Source organism: Salmonella sp. A7 (genome assembly GCF_020181675.1).
In the GTDB taxonomy this organism is placed as follows: Bacteria; Pseudomonadota; Gammaproteobacteria; order Enterobacterales; family Enterobacteriaceae; genus Salmonella; species Salmonella enterica.
Genome location: NZ_CP084001.1, coordinates 1,725,577 through 1,740,227, shown reverse-complemented (window position 1 = coordinate 1,740,227; position 14,651 = coordinate 1,725,577). Strand labels below are relative to the sequence as shown.

Here is a 14,651-nt window from a genome sequence, read left to right as displayed (position 1 = left end):
CAGGCGTCAGACCCGCCCGTAACGGTCCTCGAACCGCACCACGTCGTCCTCTTCGAGATACGAGCCGGAACGCACTTCAATTAAATCGAGCGGTATTTTTCCCGGATTTTCCAGGCAGTGGGTCGCCCCCAGCGGAATATAGATGGACTCGTTTTCACCGAGCAGCTTAACCTCGCCGTTGATGGTGACTCTGGCGGTCCCTGCCACCACCACCCAGTGCTCGGCGCGGTGATGGTGCATCTGTACCGACAGTCCTTCCCCCGGCTTGACGGTAATGCGCTTCACCTGATAGCGCTCGCCCGCGTCGATGGAGTCGTATTTGCCCCACGGACGGTAAACCTCGCGATGCATGTGGTGCTCATGGCGTCCGTCGGCCTTGATCTTCTCCACCACCTTTTTCACGTCCTGCACCGCGTGGCGATCGGCAATCAGCACGGCGTCTTTGGTCTGCACCACCACCAGATCCTTCACACCGACGGTGGTCACCAGGCCGGATTCGGCGTAAACGTAGCTGTTTTCCGTTTTATGGCTGATGACGTCGCCGTGGTGGACATTTCCCTCCGGGGTGTGGGCGCTGATTTCCCACAGCGAGGACCACGAGCCGACATCGCTCCAGCCCGCGTCCATTGGCATCACCACCGCGTCCGCCGTCCGCTCCATCACCGCGTAGTCAATGGACTCTTCCGGACAGGCGAGGAAGGCCTCTTCATCCACACGAATGAAGTCAAGATCCGGATCGACGCCGCGCATCGCCTGTTCACAAGCGGCCAGAATATCGGGGCGGAACTTTTTCAGCTCTTCCAGATAGCGTCCGGCGCGGAACAGAAACATGCCGCTGTTCCAGTAGTAATCGCCGCTGGCGACGTAGGCCTGGGCGGTTTCCAGCCCCGGCTTCTCAACGAACTGCGCCACCTCAAAAGCCACCGCATCCGTCGCGCCCGGCACGACATCACCGCGCCGGATATAGCCATAGCCGGTTTCCGGCAGATCCGGCACAATACCGAAGGTCACCAGTTTGCCCGCGTAAGCATAGGGCATGGCGCCGCGCACCGCGTCGCGGAAGGCCTCTTCATTGGCGATCGCATGATCCGCCGCCAGTACCAGCATCAGCGGATCGCAGTCCGTATGCTGGCGCGTCGCTGCCAGCGCCGCCAGCGCAATCGCCGGCGCGGTATTGCGCCCGGCGGGCTCAAGAATAATGTTCTCCGTCAGCTTATTGAGCTGGCGGAGCTGTTCGGCAACGATAAAACGGTGCTGTTCGTTGCAGATAACCACCGGGCTTTCGCACTCCACGCCGTTCAGACGGCAAATGGTGGTTTGCAGCATGGTGAGATCGCCTTTCAGGCACAAAAACTGTTTTGGATAAAGCACGCGAGAAAGCGGCCACAATCGGCTACCGGAGCCACCGGCCATCACAACCGGGTAAAGTTTTGTCTGACGCATTATCATCCCCGAATATCTGCAATAAATTGGCGTAGCACGTTCTCTTTATTGAGCGTGCGTTCGGCGTATTCACGTGCCGTCGTGTTGTTTTTCGGCATGGCGAGCGCCTGGCTAATCCCGTCGACCAGCGCGTCGGTTGACTCCGGCTCCACGCAAACGGCGATGCCCGGATAACGCGCGCAAAGTTGTCCTAATTCGGTGTGCGGCTCAGCGGTAATTACCGCATTGCCGCCGACCGCCAGAATGTTAGTCAGCTTGGAGGGCAGTACCGCATCCGCCGCGCCGCGCTTTTGCACCACCAGATGGCAGTCGCCCATTTTCAGCAGCGCGGGTAAGGCGTCGTAAGGCTGCAGCGGGAGGAATTTAATATTTGGCAGGCCGCGTTCGCGGGCCATGTTCTCCAGCCGCGCCTTGCCGCCCCCCTGGCCGACAATCGCGAAAATCAGCGGTCGATCGCGTAATCGTTCCGCGGCGTCTATCACCTTTTCCAGCCCTTGCTTTTCGCCGATATTGCCGGAATAGAGCACGATTTTTTTACCCTCTGGCAAGCCAAGCTGCTGACGCAAAGCCGTCACGTCAGCGTCATTAACGTCCTGAAAGCGCGCCACTTCCGACCAGTTCGGAAAAAAGAGGATTTTTTCCGCCGCGACGCCCTTTTCCCGCGCTTTATTCATCATGGAGCGAGAGATGGTCGAAACATTATCAACGTTACGCAGCGCGCTGCGTTCAAAGGCCGTCGCTAACCGCGCTACGCTGCCGCGCTTGCCTTTTCCCGCCATTCCTAAGCCGAGCATGGCGTCCGCTTCGTAATCCTGAATATGCAGTACGGTACGCGCGCCGGAGAGTGTCGCCAGCAGACGCATTCCCGGCGTACAAAAGAGCGTCGGTACAACGCCGATAATCCGATCCGGCTTCCAGCGACGCTGCGCCATCAGTGGGAAAAAACTGCTCAATGCAAAACTCCCCAGATGAAGCAACCGTTTTAAGGTGGAGGGCTGTTTCGGCACATACAGCGGGCAGCGCCAGACGGTAGCCTCGCCCTCTTCCCGGCGATAGCGCCAGGCGGAATAGCGCTCGCCGACCTTCCACTGCGGGTAGTACGGCGGCGCAGTAATGACCCGCACCTCATGGCCTTCCCGCGCCATCCACGCCACCATTTCGCCGGTATATTTGCCGATACCGGTCAGTTCCGGCGAATAGTTAATGCCATAGACCAGGATCTTCATAGGCCCACCGCCGGCGCGTCAGGAAGGAAGTAGGCCCGACTGTTCTCATGAACATTATCGCTTGCCAGAAGCTGTTCCGGCGTCAGCCAGCGGTAACTGCCATGCTGGGTCTCAGGCAGGCGTAAATCGCTCTCCGCCACGCGCAGACGAAAGCCGAGCACGATGTAGTGAGTTGAAAAATCCTCACCGGAAAAGTTGTCGTCATAGAAGTGCTGCCAGACGCCATAAAACGTCCCTGCCGCCAGCGGCAGACGCACGCCCAGTTCCGCCTGCGTCAGGCGTGCAAAGGCGGCCTCCAGCGTTTCGTCTTTGCACACCCGCCCCCCCGGCACAAACCAGTAGCCCTGCGCCGGACGGTTGAGACGCTGGCCCAGTAAAATTTCCCCCTGGCCGTTTTCCACAATGAAATCGAGGGAGATGAGGGGCGTCGCCCGCACCACGGCGGCGAAATCTTCCTGACGTAAAAACATTGTCACCCCCGGAACCGTTGCTGATTCTCAAGGAACCACTGGTAAGTACCGGCAAGCCCTGCCTCCAGTGAAATTTCGTGATACCAGCCAAGCTGATGCAGGCGCGTGACGTCGAGCAATTTACGCGGCGTGCCGTCCGGCTTCGCGGCGTCGAACACCACCCGGCCCTGGTAACCCACCACCTTTGCGATGGTCTGCGCCAGCTCGCGGATGGTGCAGTCCACGCCAGTGCCGACGTTAATGTGCGACAGCATCGGGGCGGTGTTCTCCTGCCACACTTCGCGCGCCAGCTCCATCACGTGAATACTGGCCGCCGCCATATCGTCAACGTGCAGAAATTCGCGCATCGGCGTGCCGCTGCCCCACACCACCACCTCCGGCGCGTGGCTCTGCGCAGCCTCATGAAAGCGACGCAGCAGCGCCGGGATCACATGTGAATTGTCCGGGTGGAAATTATCATGCGGGCCGTACAGGTTGGTTGGCATCACCGAACGGTAGTCGCGACCGTACTGCCGGTTGTAGGACTCGCACAGTTTAATCCCGGCGATCTTGGCGATGGCATACGGCTCGTTGGTCGGCTCCAGCGTTCCCTGCAGCAGCTCGCTTTCCGCCATCGGCTGCCTTGCCAGTTTCGGATAGATACAGGACGAACCGAGAAACAGCAGTTTGTTCACGTTGTGCAGGTGCGCGGCGTGAATAATGTTGCTCTCTATCATCATGTTTTCATAAATAAAATCCGCCGGATACGTGTTGTTGGCGACAATGCCGCCCACTTTCGCCGCCGCCAGATAAACCTGGTCGATACCCGCCCCGGCAAAGAACGCCTGTACCGCACGCCCGTCGAGCAGATCCAGCTCATCGCGGGTGCGCAGTACCAGTTCCACGTCGCCGCGCTGCGCAAGCTGCCGTACAATCGCGGAGCCCACCATCCCGCGATGGCCCGCCACAAAAATTCGTTGCTTATTCATTCTCAGGACTCCAGCGCGATGGCCACCTCGTAACCGTGAGATTTCAGCAGTGAGTGTTTTTTCGCGGCCTCCAGATCGTTCGCCACCATCTCGGAGACCATCTCCGACAGGGTGATTTCCGGTTTCCAGCCCAGTTTCTCATGCGCTTTGGACGGGTCGCCCAGCAGGGTTTCCACTTCCGCCGGACGGAAATAACGCGGATCAACGGCCACAATCACATCGCCCGGTTTCACGCCCGGCGCATCGTGTCCGGTAACGGATACCACAATCCCTTTCTCATGAATGCCTTCGCCTTCAAAGCGCAGTTTTATCCCCAGCTGCGCCGCCGCCAGCTCCACAAACTGGCGTACGGAATACTGCACGCCGGTGGCAATCACGAAATCTTCCGGCTGCTCCTGCTGTAACATCATCCACTGCATTCGCACGTAATCTTTCGCATGACCCCAGTCGCGCAGCGAGTCCATGTTGCCGAGATACAGGCAGGACTCCAGTCCCTGGGCGATATTGGCGATGGCGCGGGTGATCTTACGGGTGACGAAGGTTTCGCCGCGACGCGGGGACTCGTGGTTAAACAGAATGCCGTTACAGGCGTAAATACCGTAGGATTCACGGTAGTTGACGGTGATCCAGTAGGCGTACAGTTTCGCTACCGCATAGGGGGAACGCGGGTAGAACGGCGTGGTCTCTTTCTGCGGGATCTCCTGCACCAGCCCGTACAGTTCAGAGGTGGAGGCCTGGTAGAACCGCGTTTTCTTTTCAAGACCGAGGAAGCGAATCGCCTCCAGCAGGCGCAGCGTGCCCATCGCATCCACATCGGCGGTATATTCCGGCGACTCAAACGACACCGCCACGTGGCTCATCGCGCCCAGGTTGTAGACCTCGTCCGGCTGCACTTCCTGTAAAATGCGGGTCAGGTTGGAGGCGTCGGTCAGGTCGCCATAATGCAGATGAAATTTCGGGTTGCAGCTGTGCGGGTCCTGATAAATATGGTCCACGCGCTCGGTATTAAACGATGACGCGCGGCGCTTGATACCATGCACCTCATACCCTTTTTCCAGCAGAAATTCTGCCAGGTAAGACCCATCCTGTCCGGTTACGCCAGTAATGAGAGCGACTTTTGACATTTTCATTTCCTCAAATAGTCCCGTTAGGGAGTAACTTTCTGAACGCGCTGGCGCGTTACCACTGCGGGATTGCCCCGACAAATCGCATTTGCCGGTAATGATTTAAATACGCTGCTGCGCGCGCCGACGACGGTGCCATGACCTATCGTCACGCCGGGCGCGACAAAAACATCGGTTGCCAGCCAACATTTTTCGCCAATAACAATCGGCGCGGCGTTAATATCGAAATGGGCGCTGGTATAATCATGGCTACCGGTACACAAATACCCTTTTTGTGAAATGACCGCATGTGCGCCAATATTAATTTCACCCAACGTATATAACACAGCGTCGTCGCCTACCCAGGCATAATCGCCGACGGTTAATTTCCACGGATAGGTAATTTTTACTGACGGTCGGATAACCACATTCTTTCCAATTTTGGCGCCAAACAGACGTAGCAAAAAAGCTCGCCAGCGATACAATATTTGCGGCGACCCGGCGAATAATGTCGCCTGTACCGCCCACCATAATTGTACTTTTAGCGCATTAGCGCCGCGGAACCCTTTCGGCACCGTAAAGCCGCTAAGATCCTGCATAATAACTCCCGGTGATTAGACTTTGTTATACCGCGCTTTTGTTTTACCCGTCGTTTTCAGACGTAATAAATAGGATAATTGCGCCCAAAACCCTGGCACACGTAATATTTTTCGCTGTACATTTTTTGCATCCTGACATAATTCCAGATTATTCGAGGTTGACACGCCGCCCATCGAAAATTCAGATACCAGTCCGTTAATTCGCCGAAAAGGATAGCCTGCTTTATAGAGACGGGCCGCCAGCGCATAATCTGAAGAGACATGATATTGCAGATCATAAGGATACTTTTTTAACGCTACCGTCGGGAAAAATATCGCCTGATGGCTGGCTGGCAAACTATGGTAGATATAATACCCGGGTTTAGCCTTCCGGCGTATTTTATGCCCGCCGCCGAAATCCAGCAGCGCGTCGCCAATATACATCGCCTCGCCCTTTTGTCGCGCCAGTTGGCGGACAAACAGCGCGGCATCATCATGGAACGCATCACCGGAATTAAGAAACAGGGTATAGCGCCCCTGCGCCAGCGCAATGCCTTTGTTCATGGCATCATAAATACCGCGATCCTTTTCACTGATAAAACGCAGGTTAAACTCACCGTGACGTTTTTGCAGAAATTCGCGCGTGCCGTCCTCCGAACCGCCATCCACTACGATCCATTCAAATGACAGACCCGGATCGCGCGCCAGATTGCGCAGCGAGCGCCAGGTTTTTACCACCCCTTCGTAATTGCGAAAGGCGACGGTAACGACGCTTAAAAACATGCCACCCCCCCGTTATGAAATTTTTAACGCCTTGCGCAAAATGAACGGACAGACGATTAAAAAAGCATATTCCGGGCTAAATATTGAACCGGTAAAAAACAGCGACACCGGCGTAAAAAGATAGAGCTGCACCCGAAAATTGCGATTATCGCCAAACGCATTTAGCGCCATTTTTAAAACTTTCCCCATATACCACAGCGTCATTAGCACTGCGAACCAGGAAAAATAAATAATCAGTAGATACAATCCATTGTCTATGGTTTTCCCGACATCCGCACCGTTAAAGATTCCGAATGATGCGACATATTCATAAAGTGAGCCAAATCTGACTACACCATCAATATGGGTCAAGGAATATCCGACCATGACTAAGGGGCCCACAATACGATAATAAGAAGATGAGCCTTCCGTCCCTAAATCGCCAAGTCGTGTCGCGATATAAGGAAATGCAATAATTACCCCAACCAAAAACAGGGTTAATGAGACCAGCGCCAGTGGAAGTTTTTTCTTTATCGCATCCTTATTCAAATATTGGAACGCCCACTCCAGAAGATAAAACAGGATAAAGGTCATTACCCCTGAAAATGATCCTGATAATATTATCCCTGCCAGAATCATAGCATCGCTTTTCGGTGTTTTGATACCAAACTGTTTGATGCTCAGCCAAATTGAGATTAGTGCCAAAGCGAAAAATGCCGGTTCAAAATAAAGCGCAGTGGTACGCTTACCGCCAAATTTTATGAAGTTCAGTACGTAGCTATTACTGTAAATGAGATATTTCGAAATTCCTTCCATAATACTGCTGCCGCCGGTAAGGATAATTTGCGCCATCTCAACCGCGGCGAGCGCGACCACTATACCCACCACCAGATAAAAAAAACGCAAAATCTTTCGGTGGTTATGCACGGAAATGGTTTTGAATCGGATACTCCAGACCATCCCGATAATGACCACAATATAGACAAACAGCATCGTGGACGTGACATATTTACCAGCATTCAGCGACTGGCCGAACAGGAAGTTAAATGCCGTAAGCCCCGCGCCGATGCCTAAGGCGATCATCAATTTTTTTACGCTAATGCGTTCCACAAATAACAGCAGCAACAGCGGTAAAAAAGTGACGATGGTAATGGGAAAGCTTTCCCCCAGTTGGGCAATCTTGACATTGACCAGTAGGTAGATCAGCGGCAGCAGCAGGTAGCTACAGATTCTGATAGAACGAGACATACTCCTCCAGCATCTGTTGACCGCTGTACGCGACGCGGCTACGCATACGAAAGGCGTCCAGCGTGGCGCCAAATACCGCCTGAGCAATCTCTGGCTTACGCCGCTGCGCCAGGCGCAGTACATCTGTAGCGGCAAAGGTCTGGCCGCCGGATTTCGCCAGCACCTCCTGCGCCGCCTCGCTGTGGGTAGCGAGCACCGGTACGCCGATCGAGAGCGCTTCACACAAGATCAGCGGATAGTTATCGACCCGCGAGCTAAAGACCAGCGCATCCATCTCATTGAGCGCGCTCATTAATTTGCGCTTATCGGTTTCAAAACCGTGATTAACAACGTTTTGACCAGTAAAAGGCGAAAATTTACCGAAGGTATGCAGTTCAATTTTTTCGCCCAGCGCCATCATGTCGTGTACCAGACGCTGGTCAGTTTTGCCGTCATAACGCAAGTCATGCGCCACAATGGCAATTCGCGGTTTTCCCGGATTCAGCGGCACAGGTGATAGCTGCGCGAGAATCGCCTCGGTCGCCAGATCGATACCGTTGTTAATAATCTGGCAGCGCCCCGCGCCATAAACGCTGTTAAAGGCCTCGGCCACGTGCTGGCTCGGCGAAATAAACTGGCAGCCCAGCCGCAGCATGTCACGAAAGCGCTGACGTTTGCCGTCAATAAGCTGGTGCGCCCGATCCACCCTGACCGGCGGATAATTGCTTAGGGTCGGGCATTTTTGGCAGCCGCTTTTCCAGCCCTCGCAACCGTCGGTGAAGGCGCAACGCCCGGTGACGCTCCAGTGATCGTGCAGCGTCCAGACCAGCGTGACGTCCGTTTTTTGCGCTTTGACTTTTTCGCAAAACGTCACGATGTCCGCCAGGTTTAGCCAGTAACTGTGGAGAACATGAAAATGCAGCACCAGCGGGCCGGATGTCTGGATAACCGTGCGGTAAAGATTGTCGAGATTGCCAAACAGATCGCGATTCAGGAAACGAAACAGCGCGATATTAGCGATTGCCGTGCCGCGCGGCGTCTGTTTTATCACCTGCGGATAACGGTGGTGGCTGACGCTTTTTTTTCCGCCTTTGCCATAACCATAGACAAAACGTGACGTCAGCCCTTTTTGCAGCGCCCGCAGATGGAGATCCAACGCCACTCCCGCCGCGCCGCCTTCCGCCAGCCGTACATTAAATTGCAGAATATTCATGTGCTGACCTTCACCCGTGCTTTTTCTCCCACCACCAGCGCATGGTCCGGAATACTGTCAAGCACCACGCTACCCGCGCCAATCGTGACGTGATTACCGATAGTAATATCGCCAAGCAGGATGACATTCGCCCCCAGCTCAACGCCGTGACCAATCACCGGACAAGCCAGGCTGTCCGCGCCGCGATTGCCAATGGTGACGCCGTGGCGAATGGTAAAATCGTCACCGGCGACGACATGTTTGTTGATCACTACCGCGTAACCATGATGGATAGTGAACCGCCGACCAATGGTCGCGGCGGCCTGGATTTCATACCCGAACAGGCATTCCGTGATCACGCGATACAGCACCAGCACCGGCGCGGCCCACAGATTATTCAGCACATTCTTTTTGCGCCAGACGGAACAAAAATGAGCGATACGGTAGGCCAGCACCATGCAACAAGGGCGTAAGCTCCAGCTATTCGCGCGTAAGTCTTCCAGCATCGTTATCGCCCCCGCAGCCCGGCCGCCAGGCGTTTGCTATTACGCACGGAGAGCAACGTCAGCAACGTGCGCCAGGTCATTCGCTTATTGCGAATTTGGTACAGGGTAAAAAGCTGGTATTTTTTACTGGCGCGATCAAATTTATCTTTGTGCTTACGATAAAAATGGAAATAGCCGGAGAACTTTTTCGGCGAAGAGGTAATCTGCATCTCGCCGTGGTTGATATGTAAAATTTGCGTCGCCTCTTCGACTTTCCACGGTTCGCCATACTCCACCACCATGCGCAGAAAAATGTCGTAGTCCTGCGCCGCCTTGAGTTCGGTATCGAACAAACACGCTTTAAAACGCCAGGCCCAGGTAAAAACCTGATTGCCAATAATATTGCGCTTGTAGAACAAGCGGCGCGAATAAGGGGATTTCGGATACAGCGGCAGGCTGGCAGGCTGAGAGTAGACCTCGCCCTCGCACACATAGTCGTTGGCATACAAAAAGGCGTGCGTAGTCAACTGGTGTTTATGGGCCAGAAACACGCTCAGACGGTTTGGCGTCCATTCATCGTCATCATCAATACCGGTAATGTAATGCCCTTGCGCCTGCATAATGGCCTGGTTGCGAACCGCGCAGGCGCCAGTATTCCTGGCATTATGGGTATAACGGACGCGCGGGTCGTTCAGCTCCTCAACAAATTGTTGTAGCTGCTGATAAGACGAGGAGCAATCATCCACGATGATCATCTCCCAGTGACGGTAGTCCTGACGTAGTACTGATTTAATCGCCCGGATAGCCAACTGCTGCCTGTTCCAGGTTGGCATATAAATTGAGATCAGCGGATTGTCTGTTGTCATGCTTATTCCCCAGATAGTTTTGCCGCATGGCGCTACGCTTGTCCGGCCTACAGTCACAGGCCGCGCCATCCGGCACGCCTTATTTTTTATTTGGAATCTGACTGGTATTCATACTCGTAATAGCCATAATCCTGGTAACCCGTCGCCCGGCGGAAAATGGAGTTGAGAATGACGCCTTTGACCTGAATGCCATTCTGGTCAAAACGGCTCAGACTGGTTTCCACCTCTTTTAAGGTGTTGACGGCATAACGCGCCACCATCAGCGTCGTCCCGACGTGACGACCCACAATCGCGGCGTCCGTCACGGCCAGAATCGGCGGCGTGTCGATTAATACCAGGTCGTAGCGGCTGCTTGCCCAGGCGATCAGCTCGCCGAAGCGCTCGCTCATCAGCAGTTCCGATGGATTAGGCGGTACCTGACCGCGCGGAATAAGATCAAAATTAGCGATCGCTGTGGGTTTCGCGCAGGAGGCTATCTCGCCTTTGCCCGCCAGAATGTCAGATAAGCCGTCCACGTTATTGGTGCCGAGCAGTTCATGGGTGTAGCCTTTGCGCATATCGCAGTCGATCAGTAATACCCGTTTATGCGTCTGGCTGATGACGGCCGCCAGATTGGCACAAACAAAGGTTTTGCCGATAGAGGGGCTGACGCCTGTGAGCATGAGTACATTATTTTGCGCCTGCATCATGGCGAAATGCAGGCTGGTGCGCAGGCTGCGAATCGCCTCAATCGCCAGATCGGTCGGATTGCCCACCGCCAGCAGTTGGCTCTGCTTGTAACGCTTAATCCCTTTAATGGTTTTGACGCTATCGCGCGCTTTTTGCCATTCCGACAGCGGAATACTGGCATAGACGCTGATCCCGTGCTCCTCCAGCACCTGCGGGCTTTCGATACCACGATTAAACAGCGAGCGCAGCAGCACGCCGACAATCGATAACATTAATCCCAGAATAATGCTGCCGAGAATAATCAACGCCTTTTTCGGCTTCAGCACGCCCGGCTGGGTAATCGCCGGGTCAACGATGCGTACGTCGCCAACGGTGCTGGCTTCGGTGATTTTCAGCTCCTGCTGTTTATTAAGCAGTTGCATATAGACCTGCTGGCCGGACTCCACATCGCGGGTCAAACGCACAATCTCCTGCTGGGTTTTCGGCATTGCCGTCACCCGCCCGTTCAGTTTGGCTTTTTCATCTTCCAGCGCTTTACGTTTTTCCAGCAGGGTGCGGTAAGCCGGATGCGCTTTGGTAAAGAGCTTGGAAATTTCCGCCTCTTTAAACGTCAACTCATTCAACTGGGCGTCGATATTAACCATCGAATCGAGCACCGCCTTCGCCTCCAGCGGTAAATCCACCGAGTCTTTATCCTGGCGGAAAGCGTTTAGCTTGTTTTCCGCCACATCCAGACGGCTGCGGACTTCCGGCAGTTGTTTTGCCAGAAACGCCAGGCTCTTCCCCGCCTCTTCAGATTTCCGCGCAATATCCTGTTGCAGATAGTTACGGGTAATACTGTTGAGAATTTCGCGGATCTGGTCGCGATCCTCTCCCGTGAACGTCAGGCTCAGAACGCCGGTATCTTTGCCGGTTTCCGTTACGGTGAGGTTATTTTGCAGGTTATTAATCATGCCAAGCGTTGAGAATTTACTCACCGTAAATTCCGTATCAGGACGGGCGTCAATTGCCTCTACCCGCATCGTCACGCCGTCTTTATTGAGTGGCTGGCCCACAACGCCCTGCGCGCTAAATCCGCCGTCGCTGACCAACTGATAACGTTTGTCGCCCAGCACTTTGAGGGTGAAGATCTGTCCGCTCATCGTCTCTGGTCGGGTGAATGTCGTGACTTTCACCCTTTCATTGTGACGTCCCATCAGCCGCTCCCACCCGGCGCCGAACAGCGGAAAGGTGTTTTTGGTGACGGCAATATCCAGATCCAGATCGTCAACGGTCTTCCCCAGCACCAGGCGCGATCGAATGAGCTGAATTTCCGCATCGGAAGCCGGCGGCTTATTCGCTAATGCGCTATTGATATCCTGTACCAGCGAATTACCGGCGTTTTGTTCAATCTGTACCAGCGCATCGGCGCTATAGATGGGCGTGGCGAAGAACGTATAAATTACCGCGCACAGCGCAAAGATGGCCGTCGTCCCCAACACCCACCAACGCGCTTCAATCACCGTTCCGACCAGACGCCCGATATCGATTTCATCGCTACCCGTAACCGCCGCAGATTGTTTTACTTTTTCTGTCATGGTTTTCCCTGCTCTGCATTCAGTGCCTGCGCCCACTGGCGGGCAGACCTTTCCAGTAATGTGTACACCGCCTCAAACGCATCGCGGCTTTTGCGATACGGGTCCGGTATTTCACGCTCGCTGTCCCAGTGACCAAACAGCATTACCTTGCCGCGCATTTCCGGCGCAATGTCGCACAGGGCGGCGATGTGACGTTTCTCCATCGTCAGAATCAGGTCATATTCCCGGCACAGACGCGCGGAAATTTGCCTTGCGCAGTGATTTTCCAAAGACAGATCGTGGGCGCTCGCCACGCTCGCCGCCGCAGGATCGGCGCCTTTGCCGACCAGCGCGCCTAATCCGGCGGACGCAACCGTCAGCGAGGGATGAAAGCGCTTTAGCAAACGTTCCGCCGTCGGGGAACGGCAAACATTCCCCACACAGACCACTAAGATTTTGTTAAACATAACGATTACCAGGAATGAATGTCGCTGGCCGTATCCGTCATATAACGGACACCGCTAATGGTCGGCAGCAACTGATTGATCAGACGGTTCCAGCGAGCAACCGGCGCGGTCGTGACGTACACCACATCGTAAGGCTGAAGTCGGAATTCCGTCGCCATCACCAATGACGTAGCGTCAGACATATCAAGCTGGTAGATATTGGCGATCTTGCCGCCGCGTCCCCCCTCGCCTTTCAACGGACGAATCACAAAAATGCCGCTGGCGTTGGAGGTGGTCAGATCGATGCCTTCCGCATTGCCTAATGCTTCGGTGAGCGTCATACCGCTGAAATCCATTTTGAGGGTGCTCTGTTTTTTCACTTCGCCCATGACAAAGACTTTCAGATCGTCATTGCGCGGCACATACAGAATGTCGCCAGGGTAGAGCAAGCGGTTCTGGCTAAGATCGCCATTTTGCATCAGCGCCTGTAGCGAAATGCGCTGTTCTTTGCCGTTGTGCGTCAACACGACGTTGCGCCAGTCCGCCATATCGGTCAGGCCGCCCGCGGCGTTAATCGCATCCAGGACGGTTAGCGGTACGTTAGTAATGGCCTGCTGACCGGATTTATTCACCTGGCCGGAGATGTACGCTTTTTGCGAGCGGAAAGCGGCGATATTGACATCCACCTGCGGATCCGCGATGTACTTCGCTAAACGCCCGGTAATATCGCTGCGAATCTCTGACAAAGTTTTACCGACGACGCTAACCTTGCCAATGTAGGGATAAAACATGGTGCCGTCCGGCTGTACCCAGTTGCCGGTATCGCTTGAGCTGCGGTACTGGCCTGCTGGCGTGGTCAATTCCGGGTGATCCCAGACGGTGACATTCAGCACATCGCCAGGCCCGACGCGATACTGATAGCTGGCGATCTCCTGGTCCAGCGACATATTCGGTTGCGCGACATTGGGCCGCGGGCGTAATTGCTCAACCAACCGTGGCGTCAGCGGATACACATTGACCATCCGGTCAAGATCAAAGTCAGCGTCTTGCTGTTTGATCACATCTTTCCCCATCGTAGACATATTGCTGCCCGGAAGTACTGTGCAACCACTTATCAAGCTGAGCGACGCCAATAATGGCATCAATTTCATTTTGGATTTCATCATTGATTATTTATCACTTTGGCAGAGTCATTATCCTGTGCAATTTAAATAGCGGCTTCGTCCGTGCACATTTACCTTGCAGTTAATGGCAGAGAAAATTAACTGGCATCATTCTGAAAAAAAATCAATTCATCCGCAGGCTATTGACAGAATAATAAAGGCTTATATTCAGGCTTTCAGGCACGCTACCGCCCCTGGCTTCTTAGCTACCAATACACTGATTATTCTAAATTTTCGCATTCCCCTCCGATTTTATCCTCGTTCAGATAAAAATCTTCAGCGAAATAAAGGTTACGTATTAATAGTTTTCTCGATGTTGTGACAGGATATTTAAGAGCGCTATCTTAATCCTGCAAGAATTGTTGCAGCTAACCTAATGACAGGCAAGGTAACAAACCCGCCATTCTATATTTTTAAGATTAATATTAAATGAATTAACAGATGATTTTAGGATTTTATTGATGTTGACAATATTTATTTACTCCACTCCACCTGCG

General features: G+C 54.0%; 14 protein-coding genes. All 14 read right to left on the bottom strand.

What is annotated here, in order from left to right:
• Positions 1-6: 6 nt before the first annotated feature.
• The 14 genes from cpsB to LCS67_RS08145 all read right to left on the bottom strand — a co-directional run bounded on the left by cpsB (position 7) and on the right by LCS67_RS08145 (position 14,157).
• Positions 7-1,449: a mannose-1-phosphate guanyltransferase gene (cpsB, locus tag LCS67_RS08210; RefSeq protein WP_000605953.1), complete on the bottom strand. Its 1,443-nt coding sequence runs from the start codon at positions 1,447-1,449 to the stop codon at positions 7-9.
• Positions 1,446-2,669, bottom strand: a complete 1,224-nt coding sequence (gene wcaI, locus LCS67_RS08205) for a colanic acid biosynthesis fucosyltransferase WcaI (protein WP_000699646.1) — start codon at positions 2,667-2,669, stop codon at positions 1,446-1,448. The genes cpsB and wcaI overlap by 4 nt, the downstream gene beginning before the upstream one ends.
• Positions 2,666-3,139: a GDP-mannose mannosyl hydrolase gene (locus LCS67_RS08200; RefSeq protein WP_001530314.1), complete on the bottom strand. Its 474-nt coding sequence runs from the start codon at positions 3,137-3,139 to the stop codon at positions 2,666-2,668. Before LCS67_RS08200 ends, wcaI begins: the two co-directional genes overlap by 4 nt.
• A 2-nt stretch (positions 3,140-3,141) precedes the next feature.
• A complete protein-coding gene (fcl, locus tag LCS67_RS08195; protein ID WP_001041701.1) occupies positions 3,142-4,107 on the bottom strand; it encodes a GDP-L-fucose synthase in 966 nt (321 codons plus the stop codon).
• A 2-nt stretch (positions 4,108-4,109) separates the two neighbouring features.
• Positions 4,110-5,231 carry a GDP-mannose 4,6-dehydratase gene (gene gmd / locus LCS67_RS08190; protein WP_000048158.1) on the bottom strand — a complete coding sequence of 374 codons (1,122 nt, stop codon included), beginning with the start codon at positions 5,229-5,231 and terminating at the stop codon, positions 4,110-4,112.
• A gap of 23 nt (positions 5,232-5,254) precedes the next feature.
• Positions 5,255-5,809, bottom strand: coding sequence for a colanic acid biosynthesis acetyltransferase WcaF (wcaF, locus tag LCS67_RS08185; protein ID WP_001153603.1), 555 nt, complete (start codon positions 5,807-5,809; stop codon positions 5,255-5,257).
• Positions 5,810-5,824: 15 nt separating this feature from the next.
• Positions 5,825-6,571, bottom strand: a complete 747-nt coding sequence (wcaE, locus tag LCS67_RS08180) for a colanic acid biosynthesis glycosyltransferase WcaE (protein WP_000480134.1) — start codon at positions 6,569-6,571, stop codon at positions 5,825-5,827.
• Between the two features lie 12 nt (positions 6,572-6,583).
• A complete protein-coding gene (gene wcaD, locus LCS67_RS08175) occupies positions 6,584-7,798 on the bottom strand; it encodes a colanic acid polymerase WcaD (RefSeq protein ID WP_000091402.1) in 1,215 nt (404 codons plus the stop codon).
• Positions 7,773-8,990 carry a colanic acid biosynthesis glycosyltransferase WcaC gene (gene wcaC, locus LCS67_RS08170; RefSeq protein ID WP_023202787.1) on the bottom strand — a complete coding sequence of 406 codons (1,218 nt, stop codon included), beginning with the start codon at positions 8,988-8,990 and terminating at the stop codon, positions 7,773-7,775. Before wcaC ends, wcaD begins: the two co-directional genes overlap by 26 nt.
• On the bottom strand, positions 8,987-9,475 hold the full coding sequence (gene wcaB / locus LCS67_RS08165; RefSeq protein WP_000888724.1) for a colanic acid biosynthesis acetyltransferase WcaB: 489 nt from the start codon (positions 9,473-9,475) through the stop codon (positions 8,987-8,989). The genes wcaC and wcaB overlap by 4 nt, the downstream gene beginning before the upstream one ends.
• A 2-nt stretch (positions 9,476-9,477) precedes the next feature.
• Positions 9,478-10,320 carry a colanic acid biosynthesis glycosyltransferase WcaA gene (gene wcaA / locus LCS67_RS08160; protein WP_000205695.1) on the bottom strand — a complete coding sequence of 281 codons (843 nt, stop codon included), beginning with the start codon at positions 10,318-10,320 and terminating at the stop codon, positions 9,478-9,480.
• An 86-nt stretch (positions 10,321-10,406) separates the two neighbouring features.
• Positions 10,407-12,566 (bottom strand): tyrosine-protein kinase Wzc, encoded by a 2,160-nt coding sequence (gene wzc / locus LCS67_RS08155; RefSeq protein ID WP_000137232.1) that lies wholly within the window; start codon positions 12,564-12,566, stop codon positions 10,407-10,409.
• A complete protein-coding gene (gene wzb / locus LCS67_RS08150; RefSeq protein WP_000482224.1) occupies positions 12,563-13,012 on the bottom strand; it encodes a low molecular weight protein-tyrosine-phosphatase Wzb in 450 nt (149 codons plus the stop codon). Before wzb ends, wzc begins: the two co-directional genes overlap by 4 nt.
• Positions 13,013-13,017: 5 nt before the next feature.
• The gene (locus LCS67_RS08145) at positions 13,018-14,157 is read right to left on the bottom strand and encodes a polysaccharide export protein (RefSeq protein WP_000978077.1); all 1,140 of its coding nucleotides are present in this window, start codon (positions 14,155-14,157) and stop codon (positions 13,018-13,020) included.
• Positions 14,158-14,651 lie beyond the last annotated feature (494 nt).